Annotated in this window: 32 protein-coding genes; 3 read left to right on the top strand and 29 right to left on the bottom strand. The window is 63.7% G+C overall.

Going from position 1 to position 20,451, the window contains the following annotated elements; translation table 11 throughout:
* Position 1: 1 nt before the first annotated feature.
* The 29 genes from ACLQ7E_RS08700 to ACLQ7E_RS08560 all read right to left on the bottom strand — a co-directional run bounded on the left by ACLQ7E_RS08700 (position 2) and on the right by ACLQ7E_RS08560 (position 17,612).
* A complete protein-coding gene (locus ACLQ7E_RS08700; protein WP_411732184.1) occupies positions 2-472 on the bottom strand; it encodes a hypothetical protein in 471 nt (156 codons plus the stop codon).
* Positions 472-1,248, bottom strand: a complete 777-nt coding sequence (locus ACLQ7E_RS08695) for a hypothetical protein (protein WP_411732183.1) — start codon at positions 1,246-1,248, stop codon at positions 472-474. The genes ACLQ7E_RS08700 and ACLQ7E_RS08695 overlap by 1 nt, the downstream gene beginning before the upstream one ends.
* Positions 1,248-1,631, bottom strand: a complete 384-nt coding sequence (locus ACLQ7E_RS08690) for a hypothetical protein (protein ID WP_411732182.1) — start codon at positions 1,629-1,631, stop codon at positions 1,248-1,250. The genes ACLQ7E_RS08695 and ACLQ7E_RS08690 overlap by 1 nt, the downstream gene beginning before the upstream one ends.
* A gap of 77 nt (positions 1,632-1,708) precedes the next feature.
* Entirely contained in the window at positions 1,709-2,920 is a 1,212-nt protein-coding gene (locus ACLQ7E_RS08685) for a phage major capsid protein (RefSeq protein WP_411732181.1), read from the bottom strand.
* 81 nt (positions 2,921-3,001) lie between these two features.
* Positions 3,002-3,736, bottom strand: coding sequence for an HK97 family phage prohead protease (locus ACLQ7E_RS08680; RefSeq protein ID WP_411732180.1), 735 nt, complete (start codon positions 3,734-3,736; stop codon positions 3,002-3,004).
* Positions 3,733-4,890, bottom strand: coding sequence for a phage portal protein (locus ACLQ7E_RS08675; RefSeq protein WP_411732179.1), 1,158 nt, complete (start codon positions 4,888-4,890; stop codon positions 3,733-3,735). Before ACLQ7E_RS08675 ends, ACLQ7E_RS08680 begins: the two co-directional genes overlap by 4 nt.
* Positions 4,887-5,039: a hypothetical protein gene (locus ACLQ7E_RS08670; protein ID WP_411732178.1), complete on the bottom strand. Its 153-nt coding sequence runs from the start codon at positions 5,037-5,039 to the stop codon at positions 4,887-4,889. Before ACLQ7E_RS08670 ends, ACLQ7E_RS08675 begins: the two co-directional genes overlap by 4 nt.
* 16 nt (positions 5,040-5,055) lie before the next feature.
* The gene (locus ACLQ7E_RS08665; RefSeq protein WP_411732177.1) at positions 5,056-6,408 is read right to left on the bottom strand and encodes a hypothetical protein; all 1,353 of its coding nucleotides are present in this window, start codon (positions 6,406-6,408) and stop codon (positions 5,056-5,058) included.
* 103 nt (positions 6,409-6,511) lie between these two features.
* The gene (locus ACLQ7E_RS08660) at positions 6,512-7,012 is read right to left on the bottom strand and encodes a hypothetical protein (protein WP_411732176.1); all 501 of its coding nucleotides are present in this window, start codon (positions 7,010-7,012) and stop codon (positions 6,512-6,514) included.
* 11 nt (positions 7,013-7,023) lie between these two features.
* On the bottom strand, positions 7,024-7,311 hold the full coding sequence (locus ACLQ7E_RS08655; RefSeq protein WP_411732175.1) for an HNH endonuclease signature motif containing protein: 288 nt from the start codon (positions 7,309-7,311) through the stop codon (positions 7,024-7,026).
* Positions 7,312-7,593: 282 nt separating this feature from the next.
* Positions 7,594-7,860 (bottom strand): HNH endonuclease, encoded by a 267-nt coding sequence (locus ACLQ7E_RS08650; RefSeq protein WP_411732174.1) that lies wholly within the window; start codon positions 7,858-7,860, stop codon positions 7,594-7,596.
* A 154-nt stretch (positions 7,861-8,014) separates the two neighbouring features.
* Entirely contained in the window at positions 8,015-8,860 is an 846-nt protein-coding gene (locus ACLQ7E_RS08645) for a hypothetical protein (protein ID WP_411732173.1), read from the bottom strand.
* 72 nt (positions 8,861-8,932) lie between these two features.
* A complete protein-coding gene (locus ACLQ7E_RS08640) occupies positions 8,933-10,039 on the bottom strand; it encodes an HNH endonuclease (RefSeq protein ID WP_411732172.1) in 1,107 nt (368 codons plus the stop codon).
* Positions 10,040-10,041: 2 nt separating this feature from the next.
* Positions 10,042-11,121 carry a DNA translocase FtsK gene (locus ACLQ7E_RS08635; protein ID WP_411732171.1) on the bottom strand — a complete coding sequence of 360 codons (1,080 nt, stop codon included), beginning with the start codon at positions 11,119-11,121 and terminating at the stop codon, positions 10,042-10,044.
* A gap of 54 nt (positions 11,122-11,175) precedes the next feature.
* A complete protein-coding gene (locus ACLQ7E_RS08630) occupies positions 11,176-11,379 on the bottom strand; it encodes a hypothetical protein (protein WP_411732170.1) in 204 nt (67 codons plus the stop codon).
* Positions 11,363-11,707, bottom strand: coding sequence for a hypothetical protein (locus tag ACLQ7E_RS08625; RefSeq protein WP_411732169.1), 345 nt, complete (start codon positions 11,705-11,707; stop codon positions 11,363-11,365). The genes ACLQ7E_RS08630 and ACLQ7E_RS08625 overlap by 17 nt, the downstream gene beginning before the upstream one ends.
* Positions 11,704-12,105 (bottom strand): hypothetical protein, encoded by a 402-nt coding sequence (locus ACLQ7E_RS08620; protein ID WP_411732168.1) that lies wholly within the window; start codon positions 12,103-12,105, stop codon positions 11,704-11,706. The genes ACLQ7E_RS08625 and ACLQ7E_RS08620 overlap by 4 nt, the downstream gene beginning before the upstream one ends.
* Positions 12,102-12,419, bottom strand: a complete 318-nt coding sequence (locus ACLQ7E_RS08615; RefSeq protein WP_411732167.1) for a hypothetical protein — start codon at positions 12,417-12,419, stop codon at positions 12,102-12,104. Before ACLQ7E_RS08615 ends, ACLQ7E_RS08620 begins: the two co-directional genes overlap by 4 nt.
* 315 nt (positions 12,420-12,734) lie before the next feature.
* Positions 12,735-13,229, bottom strand: a complete 495-nt coding sequence (locus ACLQ7E_RS08610; protein WP_411732166.1) for a hypothetical protein — start codon at positions 13,227-13,229, stop codon at positions 12,735-12,737.
* The gene (locus tag ACLQ7E_RS08605) at positions 13,226-13,648 is read right to left on the bottom strand and encodes a hypothetical protein (protein ID WP_411732165.1); all 423 of its coding nucleotides are present in this window, start codon (positions 13,646-13,648) and stop codon (positions 13,226-13,228) included. Before ACLQ7E_RS08605 ends, ACLQ7E_RS08610 begins: the two co-directional genes overlap by 4 nt.
* A 168-nt stretch (positions 13,649-13,816) precedes the next feature.
* Positions 13,817-14,167 carry a WhiB family transcriptional regulator gene (locus ACLQ7E_RS08600; protein ID WP_411732164.1) on the bottom strand — a complete coding sequence of 117 codons (351 nt, stop codon included), beginning with the start codon at positions 14,165-14,167 and terminating at the stop codon, positions 13,817-13,819.
* On the bottom strand, positions 14,161-14,439 hold the full coding sequence (locus ACLQ7E_RS08595; RefSeq protein WP_411732163.1) for a hypothetical protein: 279 nt from the start codon (positions 14,437-14,439) through the stop codon (positions 14,161-14,163). Before ACLQ7E_RS08595 ends, ACLQ7E_RS08600 begins: the two co-directional genes overlap by 7 nt.
* A gap of 152 nt (positions 14,440-14,591) precedes the next feature.
* Entirely contained in the window at positions 14,592-16,127 is a 1,536-nt protein-coding gene (locus ACLQ7E_RS08590) for a ParB N-terminal domain-containing protein (RefSeq protein WP_411732162.1), read from the bottom strand.
* A complete protein-coding gene (locus ACLQ7E_RS08585) occupies positions 16,114-16,392 on the bottom strand; it encodes a hypothetical protein (RefSeq protein WP_411732161.1) in 279 nt (92 codons plus the stop codon). The genes ACLQ7E_RS08590 and ACLQ7E_RS08585 overlap by 14 nt, the downstream gene beginning before the upstream one ends.
* A complete protein-coding gene (locus ACLQ7E_RS08580) occupies positions 16,389-16,577 on the bottom strand; it encodes a hypothetical protein (protein ID WP_411732160.1) in 189 nt (62 codons plus the stop codon). The genes ACLQ7E_RS08585 and ACLQ7E_RS08580 overlap by 4 nt, the downstream gene beginning before the upstream one ends.
* Positions 16,574-16,888 carry a hypothetical protein gene (locus ACLQ7E_RS08575; RefSeq protein WP_411732159.1) on the bottom strand — a complete coding sequence of 105 codons (315 nt, stop codon included), beginning with the start codon at positions 16,886-16,888 and terminating at the stop codon, positions 16,574-16,576. The genes ACLQ7E_RS08580 and ACLQ7E_RS08575 overlap by 4 nt, the downstream gene beginning before the upstream one ends.
* Entirely contained in the window at positions 16,885-17,034 is a 150-nt protein-coding gene (locus ACLQ7E_RS08570) for a hypothetical protein (RefSeq protein ID WP_411732158.1), read from the bottom strand. The genes ACLQ7E_RS08575 and ACLQ7E_RS08570 overlap by 4 nt, the downstream gene beginning before the upstream one ends.
* Positions 17,035-17,046: 12 nt before the next feature.
* A complete protein-coding gene (locus ACLQ7E_RS08565) occupies positions 17,047-17,355 on the bottom strand; it encodes a hypothetical protein (RefSeq protein ID WP_411732157.1) in 309 nt (102 codons plus the stop codon).
* A complete protein-coding gene (locus ACLQ7E_RS08560) occupies positions 17,352-17,612 on the bottom strand; it encodes a helix-turn-helix transcriptional regulator (protein ID WP_411732156.1) in 261 nt (86 codons plus the stop codon). The genes ACLQ7E_RS08565 and ACLQ7E_RS08560 overlap by 4 nt, the downstream gene beginning before the upstream one ends.
* 275 nt (positions 17,613-17,887) lie before the next feature.
* Here ACLQ7E_RS08560 and ACLQ7E_RS08555 point away from each other — a divergent pair, with 275 nt between their 5' ends.
* The 3 genes from ACLQ7E_RS08555 to ACLQ7E_RS08545 all read left to right on the top strand — a co-directional run bounded on the left by ACLQ7E_RS08555 (position 17,888) and on the right by ACLQ7E_RS08545 (position 20,450).
* A complete protein-coding gene (locus ACLQ7E_RS08555) occupies positions 17,888-18,454 on the top strand; it encodes a helix-turn-helix domain-containing protein (protein ID WP_411732155.1) in 567 nt (188 codons plus the stop codon).
* Positions 18,455-18,519: 65 nt separating this feature from the next.
* Positions 18,520-18,924: an ImmA/IrrE family metallo-endopeptidase gene (locus ACLQ7E_RS08550; RefSeq protein ID WP_411732154.1), complete on the top strand. Its 405-nt coding sequence runs from the start codon at positions 18,520-18,522 to the stop codon at positions 18,922-18,924.
* Positions 18,925-19,013: 89 nt separating this feature from the next.
* On the top strand, positions 19,014-20,450 hold the full coding sequence (locus tag ACLQ7E_RS08545) for a recombinase family protein (protein WP_411732153.1): 1,437 nt from the start codon (positions 19,014-19,016) through the stop codon (positions 20,448-20,450).
* The last annotated feature ends 1 nt before the right edge of the window (position 20,451 follow it).

The following is a 20,451-nucleotide window of genomic DNA, read 5'->3' as shown; positions in this document are numbered from 1 at the left end:
CCTATTCGGTCACACGGTTCTGGGCTGTAAAGGTCGCCACCACATCGACGGCGCGACCCTGGGCCGTGTACTCCTCCGGGGTCGCCCCGTCGGTCTCCACGTTGGTCAGGAAGCAATGGCGTACCACGCCGCCCAGGGTCGTATCGGTCACCCGCACATGCCGCTCGATCAGGCCCAGCAATTCGAACGCCCTCACCTGGGAGGGCAGTTCCCCCGAGTCGTCCCCGCCGATGAAGCAGGAGAGCGTGACCTCCACAGTCAGCGTCTCCTCACGCGATCGGCGAGTGCCGAGGTTGGCCGGCGCCTGGGCGACGGAGAGTCGGCCGAAGGAGATGATGTCGGCGGGCTTGTAGGTGCCGGGGGTACCGGGGCAGACGTAGACGTCGGCGGTTGCCTCATCGGCTTGCATGATGGTTTTGGTGGCTTCAAAGATGGCTTGCTTGAAGGCGAGCCCATTGGTGAAAGACGACATTAGGCGAAGCCTCCTATCTGCTCGTCGGGGGTGCACAGTTCGATGACACGTCGGGGCACCGCGAAGCCGGACGGGGTGTACATCTCGCCGTCGAATTCCTGCCCGCGGACGCCGCCGCCGGCAGCCTGCTTGCCGATCTGCACCCAGTGGCGGACCAGCTCGCGAGCGGCCAGCCTGATGTTGGGCTTCACGGCCGTGGCACCCACGTTGTAGGCCACCAGGAGCGTTCCCTGGGGGAATGCTCCGGGGGAGAGGCGGGAGCCCGCGTAGAGGACGCCGTGTTCGGTCCAGTACTCGGTGATGGGGATGCTGTTGGCTTCCACGACGGTGATGGTTGCCGTGCCGTGCGGGAGGATCGCGGCGGCCCGGCCGCCGCTGGTCTCCCACGTGTACCCGGTGGAAAGGACCGGGCCGACGATGTCCTCGATCACCGGGGTGGCCGCGGCGATGTACAGGCGAAGGTCGGCCAAGTACTCGGCGCTGGCATGCTTGGCGTTGAGGCCCTCGGCCGCGTCATCCAGACTGATCAGGAAACGCGGGTCCTCGGGCCAGACATCGAACACATCGGTGTAGACAGCGGCCGGTTCGGTGGCCACCCAACGGATGAACCACCGCCCCGCCATGTCCGCGACGATCCGGGCAGTGCCGGCGGCGTCGTCCACAATGGCCGTGCCCGGCGTGCCGTCAGGCCGTGAGACCTCAATGGCGAGAGTGGCCCCGGCCGGACGCGAAGCCCACGAAGCGAGGAACTCAGACCCGAGGTCCACGGCAGACATTACTTCTTCGCGCCCTTGGACTCTTCGGCGGCCTTCGCCTCTGCGGCCAGACGGTCAGCCTCCGCCTTCTCGGCATCGGCTGCTTCGGCAGCGATGCGGTCAGCCTCTTCCTGCTTGGCCTTCGCGTCTGCAGCTTCGGCCGTCTCCTGCTTCGCCTTGGCCTCGGCGCGGACCTGAGCAACGGTCTTGCCCTTGGTTGTGGCGGTCTCGGCGGCCGCGTCAACGGTCGCCATTTCCACGGCGTCGGCGGGCTCGGCGATGCCCTGGGCGAACAGCTGCTTGGCCTCGGCCTCGGGAACCTCCAGCGTGCCGCCACGCGGCGGCCACTTCTTGCCGTCGCGGGAGCCGGACAGGTTTGCACGCATGCGTATTTCGGGAGCCATGATGTGGTCCTTTCAAAAGAGTGTGGGATTGATGCAGGTGGGGGCGGCCCCCGAAGGCACCGCCCCCACCTGGTTGGCTACGCCGCCGGCAGCAGCAGGTGCTTGACCGCGCCGGACTGGTCCATCAGCAGACCGTCACCACGCACCAGGGCGCGGAAGGTGACCACGTCGCGGTTGAACGCGAAGTGCTCGGAGGACTCGAAGCGGACGCCGTTGATCAGGCGAACCACGTAGGAGGCCAGATCGCCGAACAGCAGCGGCTTGGCGTTCGCGGCCATGACCGGCATGAACGGATCCGATCGGACCGGCTTGCCCTCGATGGTGTCCGGGGTTCCGGCGATCACCGAGGACTGCCAGATGTAGTTGTTGTTGCCGTCCTTCAGCTTGCGCAAGTACCCGGCGGTGGTGTCCTCCAGGACCCACGATGCGGACGGACGGTTGCGGTACGGGCCGATCACCGAGTAGAAGAGATCGATCACGTCATCGAACCCTGGCGTAAGCGAACCAGCGGTCTTGCCCAGGGTCGAGCTACCGACGATGCCCGCCGGTTCGCTGGTCCCGGTGCCGCTGATCAGCTTCTGGCCGAGCGCGTTGCCCACTGCCCAGCCCGCAATGCGAGCCAGGTAGCCTTCCAGATCGACACCGGTGTCCGTCAGCAGTTCCTTGGGAACCTCGATCAGATCACCGTACTTGTACGAACCGAGGGTTCGCTTGCCGAACGCCGGATCGGACTGCGGGATCACACCGCCCTCGGAAACCTGAGCACCCACCGGGTGGCTCACGGTGACCGGCACGTCGATGTTCTCGCCGCTGGCGGTCGTCCAGGTGGTTGCCCCGCCCGCGAGCAGGGTTGCCACCTCGACGGCGTGCTCCATGAGCTGGCCGTAGAAGGTGGTCGGCACCGTCGCTCCACCTGCCGACAGCGTGCCGGAGGACAGCGCGCGAGTTTCGTCCTGCGTGCCGAAGGCCTCGAAGGCGTTGCTCTTGCCGGTCAGGAACGAGCGAAGCTGAACCTCGACGTCCGTGCTGCCACCGCGCTGCTCCTGGCCGCCCTTCACGCCGGCCTTCTCCAGAGCGTCGGCCGCGGCACGGGAGCGCTCCTCGGCCTCGACCAGATTGTCAGCACGCGAGCGCAGGGCGTCCATGTCCGAGCTCATCTGCTCGAACTGGGTGTTCTCCTCGGCGGAGAACATGCGCTCTTCCTTCTCCGCGTGGTCGATGAGTGCGCGCATCTGCGCCTCGATGTTTTTGCGCTGCTCCATGAGCAGCTGCGCCATTGGCTTAGCCATGGTGGTTTCCCCTTTCAAAGGAAATGGAAAAGGCCCCAGCGGGTGCGGGGCCTTCACAGCAATTGGAGTGCGGGTGGTTTGCTACCGGCCCACGGTTTTGAGCCGAAGCTCGCCGTGCTCGGCACGACGTGAAACCACATCGATCCGAGCGCGTAGTTCATCAAGCGAGGGGTGGGTTTCGCCCGGCCCCCCGCCTGACGGTTCCTCGTGCCCGTGGGCGCGGGAAGATTCGGTGGCGTGGAGAAGCTTCCCCAGCGTGTTCGCCTCGGCCGCGGCTCGCGCCTGGTCGAGATCCAGATGGAACCGATCGGCCAGCGAGCGCAGTCCCGTCGTGGTGTCCCTGTACGCCGGGTCCACCACGGGGGCCACGTCGACCAGCTGCACGACCTTGAGAGTCCGCAGCGGGAAGTCCTCGTTCGTGTAACTCCACTCGTCCTCCAACGTGCGGAACGCGAAGGACGAGAACCGAAGATCACCACGTTCGGCGAGCGCCTTGACGTCGCGTCCGGTGGTGGTGTCGGGGAGATCGATCTCGTAGAAGAGGCCGGTGCCGTCCACGCCCAGGCGGAGGGTTTCGGCGGTGGTGGTGCCGAGCAGTCCGTCGTTGGAGTGGTTGAAGCGGCCGAGTACTTCGCCGGCGTCAGCGAGCGTCTTGGTGAACGCGCCCGGGTCGACCTGCTCGACGAAGCCGCCAAGGTTCTGCGAGTAGCGGTTGAACACGGCGGCGTAGCCGAACAGCACGCCGATGCCGTTGGCCGAGGCGCGTAGTTCGATCTTGGCGGTGTGATACCGGCGTTCGATCTCTTTGGTTTTCACTTGGTCTCTTCCTCCTTCGGGGGTTTGGCGGCGCTCTTTGCGTAGGTGGATTGCCACTCTTTCTTCTGCTCCGGGGTGAGTGCTGGTTTGTCTTCCAGGGCACGTCCCTCGTCCTGCGTTTCCATGCCGTTCCGCAGGGCGATTTCATGGACCTCCATGCGGGTCTTGGAGTCGGTGCGGATCAGGGCATCCGGGTTGAACTTCAGGTAGTTCTCGTTGGGCAGCAGGCGGGATATGTGGTGTTCCAGCCGGGTGAAGATCGGCTGTAGTGCCCGTGCCTGGAACTTGATCTGGTTCATTTCCAGGGTGGTGTAGGTCAGCGAGTTGCCCGACTCGCCGCCGATGTCCGAGGGGTCCACCCGGTAGATGGCGGCCATCTGGTTGGCGGTGGCCTTGATCGTCTGCAGGAACTGGGCCTCGTCGGGCTTGACCGAAAGCGCAGCCCATTCCCAGTCCTTGCCGGAAACGAAGATGTCGTTGTTGTGGACCGCGGCCTTGAACCGGGCTTTCACCTTCGAAGCCTCGGCCGGGTCCAGCGTCTTTTCGATGTTCTTCAAATGGCCGGACGGGGTGGACCCGTGGTCGAACCAGTCCTTGCCGAACTTCTCGGCAAGATATCCGGTCTCGATGACCTGCCGGAACTGGCCGATGGGCGAGAGCCCGACCACCGATCCCGGCGGCGGGTACCAGGGAATGTGCAGCAGCGTGTTCGGATCGAGCGGCTTGCCCTTGTAGCTGTAGGCCGGCAGGGTGCCGGACTCGTCCACCATCACGCTGTCCGGATTCAGCCAGGCGATCTTGGACGGGGTGCCGTTGGGTTCCAGCTCCGTGATCAGGCCGTACGCGTTGCCCCGCATCAGGAAGCTGGTGGTGAACTGGTGTAGCCATTCCACCCGCGTCATGGTTGGGACGGGGTGGGGATCCAGCAGGAGCGGGGACTGGCGTGCAGCTTTCCGCTTGGAACCGTTGACGGTCTCGTACTCGCTGACCGGCATGATCGCGATGGAGTCGGCGATGAGGCTGGTTGCCGCATACACGGAGACCAGGCGCAGGGCCGACTTCATGGATCTATCCATGCCGTTGCCCGAGCCCAGCAGGTTGTACCAGCCGCCATCAGACCGGGCCTCGACCGGCGAGCGCCTGAATAGACTCACGGTGCCCTCCGATCAATCAGCCAGGACAGGACTAGGACACCGGCCCCGGCGGCGCCCAGCGCCCCGGGGATGGACCATTGGGCTACGAACAAAGCGACTGCACACAAGACCAGCAGGGCGCCGAGCAGGTCCAGCAGGGTGGTAATCATCAGTTCCTCCTCGGTCTCACAGGACCGAGTCCAGTGGGTCGTAGTTGTCGCCGGCCTTCTCGCGGAAGAGCCAGCGGGCGAACGCGTATGCGTACAGTGCCGAGATGTCCTCGAGCGATCGCCCGCGGGAAAAGATCCAGGCACCTTGCCCGACGTTTTGTTTCACCGCTGCCACCATGGCGTTGTTCACGGTGACGTCGTTCGGGTAGCGCAGCAGCTTGGCGAGGGCATCGTCGTAGATGCCGCTGCACGCGATCACACGTTCAGGACCCGGAACCTTGATGACGGTGAAGCCCTCTTCTTCCAGATCCTTGATCAGCGACGGTGCCGCACCGTTGCCGTCCATGGCGATCAGGTCACCGCCGAACTCTGTCCGCAGTGTCTTCATGGTGGCCACGACTCCAGCCGTGCCGACCAGGCGGTCGTACAGCTCGAGGTACACGCGGGCCTTTGGGTCGGTCGACGTGGCCGCGAGCGCGATGGATGACCACTCGCGATCGGGGTTTACGTCGATCGCCCAGAACGGTGTGCCCGTCCAGGAGTCGGCGTCCTCGTCCACGTAGCCCTGTTCCCATGCCGCTGTGGGGATGATGCGCGGCGGGCCCTTGGCCTTCGGCCGCCAACCCAACCAGGCACGTTCCCACTCGTCCTTGTCCGTCGTGTTCACCCGCAGGCTCATCACGCGCTCTGCCTCGATGGTGTACCCGATAGCGGGGTGGGTACCGAGCAAGGTCTCGGGGTCGTCGGGGTCGGCATCCTCGGGCGCCGAGTACTCGATGTAGCAGGTGCGAGACTTCGCCTTCGACTCCACCAGCGCGCGGCCGATGTCCATCTTGTCGTTGAGATACGCCGAGGCGGTATCGCCCGCGGCTGATAGGACCCACAGTTGCGAGCCCACGATGGTCATCATCGTTGGGGCAAGACCGCCCTCCAGGGTGTTATCCCGGTGGGCGTATGCCTCGTCAATGTGGCCTTCGTCGTTCGCATCGCCGTGTCCTGACTCGCGCTTCACCGCATCGATGGCCAGCTCCGCGCCGTTGATGAAGCGCAGGGCTTCCTCACCGCCACGCCAGCGGGGACGATTCAGGAACATCTCAAACGGCGAGCGCTTCAGCGGCAGGTAGTAATCGTCCTTCAAACGCTTGAGCGCCTTGAGTCGATTCTGTGCGGTGTAGATCAGCCTGGCGTCTGTGGTCGTGAGTGCCCGGTGGGTCAGCTTCCCGCGGCTCATTGCCGTCTTCCCAGCACGGCGCAGGACGACGATGATCACCATGTCGTAGTAGTACTTGCCCGTGACGGGGTCGATCTCGCACGCCACATCCAGTGCGTCGCGCTGCCACGGCATCGGCGGGTTGCCGAGGACGCGCATGATCTTCCCGACCTTGCGGCCGTCTGTCTCCCGCGCCGGGTTGCGAGGCGTGGCAAACCGTGGGCCGGGGTCCCTCGGGGCAACGGAACGGGGAAGAACCAGGCTAGTCATCTTCGTTCAGGAGGCCGGCAAGGAACTTCTCCGGCGTGAGCGCCGCACCGTCGCCGCCGTCGGTGACCTTCCGTAGCCGGTCGAACACGTTGAACAGTCTCGATTCCATGCCGCTGATCAGGTCTGGACGGTCCAATCGCGGGATCTGATCGAGCACACGGGCGTTGTACCGACCCAAAACGATCAGCGTTTTCTTGAACGGCGGCTCACCAATGAGCTTGCCGAGCTCGTCGTTCAGGGTGGACTCGATCAATCCCGGCTCCGCGTCCCAGTCCAGGGACACCGAGGCTGGCTCCACGGAGGGGAACGGCTCGGAAGCGGCCGGCAATTCGGTGACACCGCCCTGCTCCTTGAGCTTGCGGCGAGCGCGGTACGCCGCCATGTCCTCGCGCTTGGCCTTGCGGCATCCGGCGCAACGGCAACCGCGGCGGTATCCGGCGAGGCTGGCACCGGCCGAGCCATGGCGGTAGGGGACTTCGGGCTGCTCGGACATGGGCACCTCCTTCATGCTGCGGCGCGGCGGACGTTCTCTTCCACCGTTACGGGTTCAAGATGTTCGGGATTTACGCATGCCCTGTTGCGGCATAGGTGATCCAAGGTCAGCCCCTCGGGGATCGGTCCCACCAGATGCTCATAGGACCACCGGTGTGCCCGATGCTTTTGGAACTTTCCGTAGCCCTTGACCTTGGCGGCCGTCCATACCCAGCAGCTATTGGTCTTCCTGACCTTGGCCCAGAAGTACTCAGCCTCGGTACCGCGGCGTCCCAGGTAGCCGGTACGGTCCGAAGGCACATGCCGCGTCTTTCCCTTGCGGCGAGCTCGGGCACGGCGAACGTCGGCCACATGCTTCGACTTGCACACGTCGCACCGGCGGGCCCACTTACCGACCGGACCGTGGCAGTCCAGGCACTTTCTTGCATCCGCCATTTCTGCCCCCTTTCGGATCGAGGGTCGGCCTACTCATGTAGGGCGCTACCCGGGGTTTTTCGAGGGAGAGAGATTATGGAACATGCGCGGGTCTCCCGCAATTCGTTTTCCCTAAAAAACCCGGAAACTTTGGGGTGACGTGGGTGTTTATCGTCGGTTTCGGAGTTGTGCGAGCCGCGTATTTGGTCTTGCTTGCGGTTTTGGCGCCGGTTTGCGTCGCCGCTCGTTCTCCTTGCGGACGTTGCAGCCAAGGTGCATGGGCTGGAGGTTCCACGGTGCGGTGGGGTGACCGCCATCGACCAGGGCAATGATGTGATCGAGGGACGGGCCGAGTGAGTGGCGCGGCCGCAACCCGAAGACGATGGGCTTGCGGCACCATGCGCAGATCGAACCCGGCGGGCAGTGCTGGGCCACGAGCCGACGCCATGGCCGGCCTGACCTTCCCCGCTTCGGGTCCCACTCGCTGAGCGCCACACGCCCACCCCCTTGGGAACACGAAAGGCCCCGACCACTGGTCGGAGCCTTTCGCTAATGACACGAATGCCACTTCATCACTAAATTTAGCAGGCTAAGTCAAGCTGGAATTCAGCCGCTTCAGCACGGTGTTCCTTGCCCGCGATGCTCGGGGCTTTCTCGCGGCCATCATCAGGAACCAGGAGTCGGCGTCGACCATGTGTTGCGGGTCCTTACTGCACCTGATTGTCCTGCGACCGTCTGCCCGTTCCACCATGATCAGCTCGCCTCCACACATCGGACCCAGTGCGTTAGACACCGGCTCGTCCTGCTTCCGCACTGGCCTCGGCAATCTGGTCCGGCAGTCGGCCCCGGTCGGCATTTCGACCGGCACACCCCTCGTCGCTGCCACCATGGCATCGGCCGCGTTGGCCAGATCCCAGTAGCAAGCTCGGGTGTGCCTCGGTGATGGATGGGCAGTGATCGACCCAAGGTGCCACTTGCCCAGCCACTCGGCCAAGGCCGGGGTCGACTGGTCTGCCGGCAACATGGCCTTCGGCTTGTCCTGGATCAACTGACCCACGATGGACCAGACCGCAGCGCGAGCTTCACGCATGGCATCGGACGGCGCCGCATTGATCGGCAACGGGACATCGACCTTCGTGCCCTGGCGCTCATCCGATCCTCCGCCGCTTCCCCGATGCAGCGCGTCCATCGCGTCATCCCACAGGCCGGCAATGGATCGCAGGTCCAAGTCCATCCGTTCGGCACACTCGGTGCACAGGCTGGTCCCACGAATGGCACGCGGGCATTCCTCGGAATCCGGATCCGCATCATGATGGACCACGCAGTACTCGGACAACTGGACCAGTTGCTTCGCCAAGGTGTACGGCCACCGGCCGGGCCGGCCATCGAGCACGTACTCGTATTCGCCCAGGAACTTCTCCCCAGACTGGGCCACCTGCACATGACCCCAACAACCACATTCAAGTTCTCCAGTGCATTCAGGCATTACAGATCACCACCACAAACATCAGTACTCACGGGGTTGCCTTTCTTGAGGTCTGCCACGTCTACGCTTTCTAGGCTTCTTACTTTGGTCACGGGGTACAGGAGAGCTGCTCCCGTGATGACCAGACCCGCCACTACCAGTACCAACCCGACCCGACCCGTCCCGACCCGACCCGGCATATCCAGATCTGCCAGACTGCTCTACCTTGATCGACCTGTGATCCGAGTTTGGTTTTTGCTCTGATCGAGAGGCCGGTCTATCCGTAGCCTCGGGTACCTCAACTGTTGCGCCCGGTCTGCTGGTGGTTGAGCCGATGGATGCGTCGGATACTGCTACCGGTGCGTCATCCTTCGCCGGAACGCCCATTGCTGGGTGCTCGACGGCGGTCGGTTCCTCAATCACCTGCGGGCCGTTGGTGGCTGCAGGAGGTACGGGGGTGGTCGGTGTTCGGTTGTAGCTGGGCTTGGTTGGGATGCCGCACTTGTCGGTGAGCCAGCGCGCGGTGATGTCACCGATCAGTGGTTCGACCGGGGCCGGCAGGGTCTTCCAGGTGCTTTCCGGGTCGTCCTTGCGGCGGCTGTTGCATTCGTTGCAGCAGACCACCATGGTTTCGATGGTGCCTTCGGCGCCCGGGACCACATGATCGATGCTGCCCTTGCGGACGGACCGTCGATCCTGGCCCCACGTGACCGTGCGGCCGCAGTACCGGCAGGCGTCGCCATCCCGGAGCCGGACAGGCCCGGTCTTGGAAACGTTGCGGTTGTCCGCTTGGCGCTGCTTGGTCCAATCCTTCTCGGCCTTCAGGATCATGTGGAACAGATCCTGCTCTTCCACGAGCTTGAACGCCTTGCGCTGCTCGCCTTCCACCTCGATCATGACCTCGGTGAAGTAGCCGCAGAAGATCGCCGCCTTGGACAACGCATCGAAGCGTGCGAAGGACCCTGCCATTGCCCGGGCGGTGCCGACCGTGACGATGTAGTCCTGGTCGAAGGCGGCGGACTGGGTGGCGCAGCGGTTCACCCACCCGTACACCTCGTTGAGGATCCGGTCATCGGCTTCTTCCATTTCCAAGGCACGCAGGGTGATGGGGTGGTTTGCCGAGACATCGGATTGTTTGAGCCATGACATACCTAGTCGGCCATGTCCACGCCGGCCAGGGCCTCGGCGAGCTTCTCGGCCGGGAACATGACCGTGCGGGCCTTGCTGCCATCGGCAGGGCCAACGACGCCGATGGCCTCCATCTTGTCCATCACGTTGGCCGCCTTGGCAAAGCCGATGCGGAGCTTGCGCTGGAGCATCGAGACGGAGCCGAACTGGGTGGTCACCACGAGCTCGACCGCTTCACACAGCGTGGCGCGGTCCTCAGACGGCAGCGAGACCACATGCAAGCCGGTGGAGGTCTTGATGCTAAAGGTGGCGCCCGGCGTGGCATCCGCCACGTGCTGAACAGCCTTGGCCAAAGCCTCGGATGCGCCGCGGCGCCCGGCCTCGGGGTTGGCCTTGAGCGCGAACGCGAGTTCAGGCAGGCGCTGCATCCACCCTTCCTTGGACTCTTTCAGCTTGGCATCCAGCTCGGTGCCGTCCTCGGCCGAGACCGGCATCAGCATGCCCAGGAAGGACTCGCCACAGGTGATGAGCATCCGAGTCTTGGTGTCGGTCGGCTCAATGGCCAGCGGCTCCTTGTACGCCGCCGAGGCGTGGGCAAAGAGCTGCAGAAGCTTCCCGTTCGCCATGATGCGCGCCGGGACCTGCTTCCGCGCTTCCATCGCGTCGTTGAACAAGCGCGGCAGGTTCGGGAACACCTCCGACGAATTGCCGTTCGGGACGATGTACGTCTTGCCCGGGAACAACCCGGACATATCGATGAACGTCAGCTCCTTCCGGGTGACGGTGATCTGCATCGAATCGCCGATCTCATCATCGGGCTGGTTTTTCGAGGCCTTGAAGACCTGCAACAGCTCCTTCACCACCGTGGGGTCCAAGTCGAACGCATCGGCCGACGGGTCGCCGGTCAGCTCCTCGGCTTCCCACAAGCTCACGATGGCCAGCCCCGCCGAGGCGGTGTTCGTCGCCTGGACGTAAAGATTCTCATGGGTCGCCATGAAGTGGACGAGGGCCAGCCCCGTCGCCGCATCGTTGTGCACGTGCGGCTGCACCGATACCAGTGCATGTCTCAGATCCGCAGTATTGACCGTAAGTCTCACGATCATTCCCCCTTCTTCGGATAGTGTTCGCCCGCCAAATCGGCGAGCGCTGGTGGTTGGTTATGGCTTGCCGGTGATGGTGACGAGTTCGGTCGGGTCGAAGTGGTTCTTCCATCGGCGGCCGTCTTTGGTGGTGGAGCGGATCCAGCAGCCGTGCTGGTCGTGGTCGAGTCCCTGGATGGTTCGTTCTTGGTCCGGGGCGGCGGTGTAGGTCTTGCCGATGTCGATGCCGGATAGGCGGCGGGCTTCAATTGGTGTTGGCATGGGGTTCTCCTTTGGGATGGTTGCGTTCGCGGTAGGCGGCCCAGGCGGCTTCCACGCGGTCGCACGGGTTCTCCGTTGCGAGGTGGTTTGTGGTTTGCCTGGGACCGTGGTTGGGAGCATTGGGCAACAGACACCTGGGAAGTGGCCGGAACCATTCGCCGCCAGGAACCTTGCGCATGTGTCGGTCCACGACGATGCCGAACACGACCCATTCGACGTGGTTATGCCCGTGCTCGTGGTAGCTGAGTACATACCCACGGATGGTCTTCGAAAGTTCGAGCGGTTGGGCTTCGTAGGTGCCGTGGTTTCCATTCCCTGGATCGATCACGGCATCTTCGCCTTCTCCGTGAGAATGGCAGCGGCGTCCCGGAATGCCTGAGCGCGAATTGCTTCGGTCAGTCCGCGAAGGTCTGCAACGAACCTTTCGGCGGCCGGTCCAGCGTCTTCAATCGCGCCGCTCACCGTTCCGTCGGTGAAGATCTTCAGCAGCTCGCGGCCGCCGGGTTCGTCGTGGATGATGATCACCCAGTCTTCGGGTTCGGGTTCGGGCCAAGGCCGCAGCTGGCCGATCAGCTGCCCGGGATCTCCGTGGAACTCGAATGGCCTGTCCGCCACGATGGGAGGAAGGAAATTCGGGGAGTAGACGTCGTGGATGGCATACCCGGGGATCTCGCTGCCGGTCGCTTCGTTGTCCACGGTTGATCGGTTGAGGTTCTCGCTGCTCATAGCGTCACCAGGTACCCGGCGAAGCGGGGCAGGCCCTCGGACTGGGCGCCGTGGACTAGCTCGTCGCCTTCGTCCAGGGGCTCGTCGGCGGTGCGGCCGGGGTAGCGCTTCCATGCCCAGTCGGTGAGGTGGGTCAGAGTCAGGTCGCCGGGCTGTACGTCGCCGTACTGCTCTGCGTAGTCCTCGGCGTCAAGGTCCCGCTTCCACTGGTCGCGGACTGCTTCCTCGGCACTGTGCCCGTCGAAGGTGCCCGTTACGAGCCAGTCCTCGCCGTACTCGCCGAGCGGCGTTACCTCGGGGGTTTCGGTCTTCATGGCAGGGTCCCTACTTTCTTGATCTCTTCGTGGTCTCGTTCGTGGTGGTCGGCTTCGATGACGTCACTGGTCCACAGTCCGCAACCAGGGCGGCGACACCAATAGACGGGGCGGCTCATAGCAGGAGATCCGACGTCTTGGATGGTTGAAGTACCCATTCCGGCGCCGTGACGTTTCGGTCTGTTACCGGTTCGATCCGGTAGATCTTCGCGCATTCGTCGCACTGCCAGCGCGTTCCCTCGGGGCACGCCCGCGGATTGTTTGGGCGTTCGCAGTAGTGCGGTCGATTGAGTGGCTCCGGTGTCAGGAACCCCATCAGGCACCCCTGCACAGGGCGTTGAGCCCGAGCTGTGCAGCCTCGCGGTAGCCATCGGCGCGCGCGTGCCTTTCCTGATGCCGGATCGATCCATTGTTGGGGTTCAGCTGGATCGCTTCGCCGCGACGCCGAACATCTTCCAGGGCCTCCCGCACGGCATCCACCTTCGTTTCGGCGGCTTCGGCGCGCTGGCGAAGGTCGATGTTGCGGCCGCCGGACGCGGACAGCTCGGCCAGGATGCCCTTGTTCCGTCGATCGGCGGTTTCGGCACGTTTGGTGAGATTGGCACAGTCGCGGATGAGATCCCGGTTCAGCCGGCTCAAGGTTTCGCGTTCCCTGTTAGCCGCAGCGGCGGCGAGGGTGACGTCCATGATGTGCTTGGTACGGTCGCGACTAACGGCCGACTTGAACCCGCACAGGCACTCTTGGCCGTGGATGTGGTGGATGGACTCGACGTTGAACAGCGCAGCCTCCACGCTTGTATCCTGGCTCATGCTTCTTCCCAGCCTTCCGGGTCTTCGAATCCGCTGATGATCGCGCTCAGATACCCGGGCTTGGCTACCTCTTGAAGCGCGATGCAGGCCAGCACAATGTCATCGGTGCCGGATACGGCTATGTGGACGGTGGCTTCCGCCTTATTGCCCTTTACATCCACTTTGAGGTCGAAGAACTTGCCAGCGTCGGTATTTCCCGAGGCGGTTCCGGCGGCATCGATGACCGCCTTGGTGACGTGGCGTTCAAACGACTTGGCCTGGTCCTCGCGAGCGGCGGCGAAGTCGTTGGAACCCTTCCGCGCCATGAGCTCCGGGCTCTTCCACCCGCAGGCGCAATGGATCAGCAGGTCGCGGAATCGGCGCCCGTCGCGCTGGTGTCTTCTCAAGGCCTTCGTTACGGCCTTCTCCTGTGGTGTCAAGGTGTCCTCCTGGTTGGTCGTTGGTGGGTTGGTGGAGTGCCCGGGATTCGAACCCGGCGCGCAGGGCTGGTGATGGGCGACTGAACAGGGGGAAGAGTTTCCCGTCACCGGCACGCTGGCTTTCCTACACACCCCGGGTGGTGTGGCCCTGGGAGGGACCACACCCGGTCATGCTGCTTTTGATGCCACCGCCGCGACCTGCTTGGCCGCGTGTCTTTCCTTGGCGCGCTTGCGGATCATGCCCCGGCGCTCCAATGCGGTATGTCCGCCGCGGATGCCGTGAACGTCCTGCACCCGCTCTTCCAGAGACCACTCGAGGCAGGTCTCCCGGACAGGGCAGACTTCCCAACAGACCAGTAGTGCCGGGGCCTTCGCCTGCTTGGACTCCGGCACATGCCAGGGGTCATCCTGTGGGCCCAGCGGGTAGCCCCTGCAGGCTGCGTCCTCGCGCCAGTCGATCAGATCCCCGCGTTTGCCCTCCGGAGCGCTGTCCGCCTGCTTGATGGACTCGTTCAGCACGGGGACTCCAATGGTTCGGCGGGGAAGGCTTTTGGGCGGCGTCGGTCCACTTCGTTGGCGGCCCAATCCACGGCGTCGGGGAGATGCTCAAAGTTCGAGGACACCCAGACTCCGTCCGGGACGTCGAGCCCATAGGAAGCATCGACATAGGCAGGCACGCCGGGTGCGTCCCAGATCTTCGCCGCATACCAGCCCTTCTGCCCTCGCATGAGCGGCAGGGGCCGGATCGTGGCGCGTGGCCACTCGGCTCCCTCCGGTGCATCCAACGCCATGTAGGGCGTCTCGACGTTGACAAGGTGAGGCACCGGGCCTCGAGAGGACGGATGCCACGCGGAGCTTTGCAAGCGGGCTGCTATTCCCGGATCAAACGGCTTGGCCGGGGGACGGGCGTCGGCCAAAGCGTCATCAGCTTGGTAGAACGGCACTAGTCTTCGCCCTCCACGCATTCGGCGCAGCGGTCGCCGGCGGTGGGGCCAGCCACCATTGCCTGGTCGCAGTCTTCGCAGTGCTGGACCAGTGCCGCCTCGGCGCACTCGGGGCAACGGCCGGCGTCGTCGGTCTCGCGCCGCTCCTCACAGTCCTTGCAGAGCTTCTTGGCTTCGGCCGCGTGATATTCCTGGACGCGCTGCTCCTCGGGGAACAGCTCGTAGCCGTAGTGCGCCTGCAAGTGCTCCAGCAGCCGGGTGTCATGCATGCCTGCATGCAACGGTCCGAAGGAGCGGAGCATCTTCAATCCGTCCTGGTGTACCGAAGCGAATTCCAGCGCGGCCGCTAGCCACGACCAGGACCGCTTGCGCAGGTTCGACTCGACCGCTGCATTCCAGTCCTCGGTCGAAGCCGGGATACCAGTGAGCATGGCCAGCGCTGCCTTGCCGGTCTCGTTGTAGTACACGCTCACGCTCTTCATGAGCACGCGGACCAAGGCCACGCGCGCCTGCAGCGGAGCCATCGGGTCCTTCGCCTCGAACCGCTCCTTTAGCCACTGCTCCCGGCGGTCGGTGCCAACGGCATGGTCCTGCCGGGCCTGCGCTTCAGCGGCTTCCTCCGCTTCCTTGACCGCGCGCTCCTCCGGGGACAGCTCCACGACCGCGGCTTCGGCCTTGGGCCGCTTCCAATACCAGGTCACCGATGCGGACGATTCGTAGACGTAGTAGACGTGGCCAGCCGCAACGTGCTCGGCAACGCTCATGGCCGTTTCCGCCTCGGTGCCCGAACGGTTCGTCGTCATCCAATCGCCGTAGCGCGCTGCCTCGGGTGCCTGCTTCGCCTTGTGGTCCTTCAGCTCCGCGTAGATCGCTTCGAGCGCCTCTGGCAGATCACGCTTGAAGCGCGCCTTGGCGATCGCACCGTCGACATCAAAGTGTCCGTTCCAGTTCGGGCCGCTGGCGACATACTGCACCAGCTCGTCAGCGAACTCCGTGCCCTCGAATTCCTCGGCCACCTCATCCAGCTTGAGCAGCTCCATGGCATCGACCTGGCCTGCGTCGACCTGAGCCCGGACCTCGGGTGTGGACGTGGCCAGCAGACGGCGGGCCCGGACGTACTCGACCGGGCGCTGCAGGTCCTGCGCCACCAGCGCGTCGTCGCCCAGCTCATCGAACGAACCCTGCACCAGGGTGGCCAGCTCGGTCTGCAGGAGGTTCTTCGCTGTCGTGCCGGCCGAGTGGATGTAGCGCAACTGCTCCCGCCTGCTGGGGGCCTCGGCCATGACCTCGCACCGCAAGGTCAGGATGTCCGAAGCACGGGCCGCACGCAGGCGGCGGTGGCCGTCCAGCACCGTGTAATCGCCCTCGACGCTGGTCGACGGGAAAACCAGCAGGGCCTGCACCTGCAGGTTCTTCAGCTCGGCACCGAGGGTCTCAATGTCTTCGTAGGTCTCACGCGAGTTCAGTGTGTTCTCGCGCAACTGGCTCACCGGAACCACCATGGCGGTGGTCGCTATCTGGTCAATCGTTCTCATGCTCTTCTTCCCCCTGGGGTGTAAATGACTCAAGTAGTTGCTTTGCCGTTACTGCGGCATCGAGCGTCCTGCGGATCTGCTCGTTGATGTAGACGGCTGTACCGAACGCCTCGTTCTTGGTGCTCACGGACTGCGTGCCCTGCAGCTGGATGGCATAGGCCCGCAGCTCGTCAATGACTTCCTCCACGATTCGTTCCGCGTGGACCGCCGAGGTGGTGATCTGGATCTGGACCAGGTCTGCCAGCGGCTGCGCCTCGGCGGTCACAGGTTCGCCTCTAGATCCACTGCGGCGGTCATCATCACGCCGAGCAGGACGAGCGCGCCGAAGACCGTGCCGCTATTGATGACCGGGTAGTTGGCCAGGAACATCACCGCGGCCGCAACGAGGGACGGCATGTATAGGGCCACGAGCCGTCGGCGGGCCGCTACGTGCGGCGCCGGGCGGGTCATGCCGCACTCGCTGCGAAGAGCGCAGGCACCGGGGTAGGGACGGGCGTGCGCCGCGCGTCCATCCGGAACTGGGCCACGGCAGTTGACTGGTCCCCATTGATGAAGACCTTGCCGCCGGCCTCTTCGTCCAGAGTGGTGACGTCCACAAAGACCCCCCACCAGCCCCTGACGCTTCTGGCCCAGGCATCCACTGCGTTCTTCACCTCACGGTTCCGTTCTGCCCGGGTCGTCCAAGACACCGGCAGGCGCGTCGGCTGAGACCGCTTGCCCGGGACTGAGACCACGACGTCGCCGTGCTTGCGCTGGCTCACGCCGCGTGTGCCTGGTCAGCGGTGCCCGGCACGTACAGGTGGATCGCCCGGGCCAGCACGGCTCCGGCCTCCTGGATGCACTGCTCACGCGTGGGACGCTGCTGCGCCGCGGGGGAGTGGTTGGACTGCTCTAGTAGAGTTGCCATTGAAATTCCTTCCTAACTGACTGGTTTTTCACTGCCCTCAGCCGTTGCACCGGCTGGGGGCTCTTTTTGTTTGAGGTCCGTCATGATCGCTTCGAGCTTGTCCGCCCAGCGCTTGGCATCGATCCGGATCCCCGCGAGATCTCGGCGGGATGCCTTGAACGCTTCGAGCCGCCTAGCGACTTCTGGGGCGTCCATCTCATCAGCGAGCGCCTCGGCCAGCCTGAGTGCTTTCAGGTCCTGCCAGCGCTCCTCAACGCGGACGAGGTTCTCGGCGTCGTGTGTTTCTCGCAGTGCTTCGAGGAAGCCGTCAGGGCAGCTCATGCCATAACCGGCCTACGGTGAGCATTGACCGTGCGCACCTTCTCGATGGACTCCTTGGGCGTAAAAATAGCGCCGTCGGGCACGTTGAGAATCTTTTCGATGTCACGGGCAAGCTGCGGCGTGCAGCCCTTGGCGTCACCCTTGAGTAGCTTGTTGATGAATTGACGGCTACACCCGACGTACTTAGCCAGGTCTGCCTGACTAACCTTCCGGTGGTCCATGTGTGCCTGCAGGTTTACCGCACTGGTGAGAATCATCCAGCGCCCCCTTGCTGCTAATCGTCGTTTATGTGTTGCCATCATTGTGCTGCCCAATCTTCCTAGTTGTCAACTCTTCCCGCAATCAGAGTCCCACGATAGTTGACCGCTTGTCAACCGCCACGCATTACGTATTTGCCCGTATTCGTGGGAATCCGACGATATAGCGCGTGTTTGCTAGTTGACAGATGCGCCCGTCAACTAGATTGATACCGGTTGACAATGAGTTCCATCGAGATTGGACTCGACGCCCCGCAATTGACGAAGGTTGAAACATGCACGCACTTGGACGCTACTTACAGCAAGAGATCGACGGACGCGGTTGGGTAATCGCCGACCTGATTCGTCACTCTGGCCTGTCCAAGCAGACCGTGTACAACCTAATCAACGACAGTCGCGAATACATGGACCAGACCCCGCAGCGCAAGACCATCAGTAGTCTTGCCGGCGCGCTCGGTGTGGACCCTCTAGAGATTCTGACCATTAGTGCGCAAGCCCTGGGCGTTCCGATCACGCTCGAACCGGCAAGTGCGAGCCTCAAGCACGCATCTAATGACCAGATCCTCCAAGAGCTTTCAGTGCGGCTGTCCCGTGGCGAAGGCAGCAATGAAGACCAGGACAAGCCCGAAACGAATCCACCCGGCAAGCGCACTCTCCGTGCCGTCGGCCCCCGCGGTGAGGTTGGCCAGGGACAGAAGATCAAACCGGAGGACCCGGAGTACTTGAAGCCGCTGCCGCTGGACCAGATGGCAGCGATGGATAACTTCAAGCTTGCCCGCGACAAGTTCGACGATGCCTACGGCGACGCCGGCGAAGAGAACCAAGACCCCGACGACAAGTAGTCATACTTTCAACCTTGCATGACATGGTTTCTCTGAACCGTTTGTTTCGAATATATATTCGAGGAATGCCGCAAGTTATTGGGGAGCTGCGCAAGCTCGCAAACACCGTCATCATTTGGACACGACCACACTCGGATGCTCCAGCATCCACCGACGGGACCGGCCGCATCTGGCTTGACCCCCGCATGAACGAAGCCGAGCGCCGCTGGGCGCTCACCCACGAAATGGTGCACATGCGCCGAGGGCACACCAGCTGCCAACCCAGCGCCATCGAACGCAGCGTGCGACTAGAAACAGCGCAGATACTCATCCCCTTCAGCGCCCTGGCAAAACACGCGGGATGGGCACACTCCGTGGCCGAACTGGCCGAGGAACTCTCCGTCACCGAGGAAGTACTCATCGACCGCTTCCAAACCCTCGACGGCGACCAGCTCCAGACGCTCTGGCCGCAAGACCACTACTGCGCCTAACCGCCAAACCATCCACCCTGCACACCACCGCTTCGGCGTTACCTTCGTGCACCCAAAATCAGATGACCAGCATCATCAGGAGCACCACCATGACCACCAGCCAACCCACCAAGCGCCCCGGCGCCACGCCCAGGGCCGTGCTCTACCTCCGACAGTCCGTGGCCAGAGAGGAATCAATCAGCCTCGAGCTGCAGGAGACCGCCGGCCGCGCCCACGCCAAGCAACACGGCTACAACATCGTTGCCGTCGAAGCCGACCCCGGGATCTCCGGCCGCACCTGGAAACGCCCCGCCGTCCAACGAGTCATGACCATGATCGAAGACGGTAAAGCAGACATCATCGTCCTCTGGAAATGGTCACGGCTCTCACGCTCACGCCTCGACTGGGCCGTCGCCGCCGACAAAGTCGAAACCGCCGGCGGCCGCATCGAATCAGCCACCGAGCCCCTCGACGTCTCCACCAGCACCGGACGCCTCGCACGCGGCATGCTCACCGAGTTCGCCGCCTTCGAATCCGAACGGATAGGAGACTCCTGGAAGGAAGCCCACGCCCGCCGAATCCGCCAAGGGAAACCAGCCACCGGCAAACCCCGCTTCGGCTACACCTACAGCAAAGAAGAAGGCTTCGCCCCCGACCCCATCACAGGCCCAATACTCGCCGAGCTCTACCGCCGATACATCAACGGCGTAGGCTTCAAAACCCTCACCATGTGGCTCAACGAACAGGGCATCGTCACGGCAGCCGGCTACACCAACGGCCCCGGCCCCTGGTCAGTGACCACACTCTGCCGAGTCCTAGACAGCGGCTTCGGCGCCGGCTACATCACCTTCCAAAAGAAGTTGCTCCCCGGAATCCACCAAGCCGTCATCACCGACGCCGAATGGACCGAATACCAAACCCGACGCGACGCCCGCCGAATCAACCGATCCGGCGAAAACACCCAATACCTGCTCACCGGAATGATCTACTGCAAGCACTGCAACAAAAAGATGTACGGAAGCCGCGGGAACAACAGCAGCAGTCAATACAACTACCGATGCCTCACCACCAACCAGGTACTTCCACACGACGGCGGCTCCATATCCGGACCACGAGCAGAAGCCGCCGTCCTCGACTGGATCCACGGCCTTGCCGCCGACATCAACCGAGCCGCCGAACAAGCCCCCGTACCCGCCGCACCCAAGAGCAACCCCCTACCGGCCCTTCGCCGGTCCCTCCTCAAAGTCTCGTCGCGGCTCGACACCCTCACCGCCAAATTTCTTGACGGCACGATTCCACAGGACACCTACGAACGCATGAGGGACGCACTACTCGGCGAGCGCGAAGCCACGGAGAGGCGAATACGCGAGGGGGAGTTGGACGAGGTGAAGCCGGCAGCTTCCCTGGTTCCCGGCCTGCTTGAGAATTGGGATTTGCTTCCGTTACATACCAAGCGGGATTTGCTGACCAGGGTGGTTGGTCGGGTTGAGGTTGAGTATTCGCGGCCCCGCAATACTGCGACAGTTCTCGGGCGATGGGAGGTGTAAT

The organism is Paeniglutamicibacter sp. (assembly GCF_046714615.1).
Lineage (GTDB): Bacteria > Actinomycetota > Actinomycetes > Actinomycetales > Micrococcaceae > Paeniglutamicibacter.
This window is presented reverse-complemented; position numbering and strand designations above follow the sequence as displayed.